The organism is Streptomyces sp. SID5785 (genome assembly GCF_009870065.1).
Taxonomy (GTDB): Bacteria; Actinomycetota; Actinomycetes; order Streptomycetales; family Streptomycetaceae; genus Streptomyces.
Genome location: NZ_WWIA01000719.1, coordinates 1 through 536 on the forward strand (window position 1 = coordinate 1; position 536 = coordinate 536).

The following is a 536-nucleotide window of genomic DNA, read 5'->3' on the forward strand; positions in this document are numbered from 1 at the left end:
TGTGCCGCACCCTGGACGTACGGCGCGCGCCCGGGGGCCGTCCCCCGCCGGGCCACCGCGCCCGCATCCCACCGGGCGAGCTGACCGAGCGAGGTCGACATGAGCGCAGACGAGATCCACGAGCGCCTCCAGCAGATGCGGGAGAAGGCGAAGGAACTCCAGGACACGGCGGAGCACACGAACGACCCCGGGGAGCGGCAGCGTCTCGAGGAGAAGTCCAGGAAGCTCCGGGCGCGCACCGAGCAGGAGAGCGCGATGCGCAGCGGGGACATCTATCCCATGGAGTGACGCCCGCCCGGTCGGTGTGCCGGTCCGTGCGTGCGTGCCTGTGTGCCTGTGTGCAGGTGTGCAGGTGTGCCTGAAGCCTGCTTGAAACCGTGCGCACGGGGAACCCGGAGGGCGTCCGGTTCTGCCTCCCAGGCACCACGACAGGGAGTGAACGACCATGACGACCCTCACGATCGACCCCGGCGACAAGCAGTTCTACCACCGGTCCCCCGATGCCTGGATGCCGGAGGACCGGCCGCGCGGCGGCG

Annotated in this window: 1 protein-coding gene; it reads left to right on the forward strand. The window is 70.7% G+C overall.

The window, feature by feature from the left end; genetic code table 11:
- The first annotated feature begins 99 nt into the window (after positions 1-99).
- Positions 100-288 (forward strand): DUF6381 family protein, encoded by a 189-nt coding sequence (locus GTW43_RS23500; protein ID WP_161304025.1) that lies wholly within the window; start codon positions 100-102, stop codon positions 286-288.
- Positions 289-536 lie beyond the last annotated feature (248 nt).

Coding starts and splice junctions, on each gene's coding strand:
- GTW43_RS23500 (WP_161304025.1), top strand. CDS start 100: ATGAGCGCAGACGAGATCCACGAGCGCCTCCAGCAGATGCGGGAGAAG.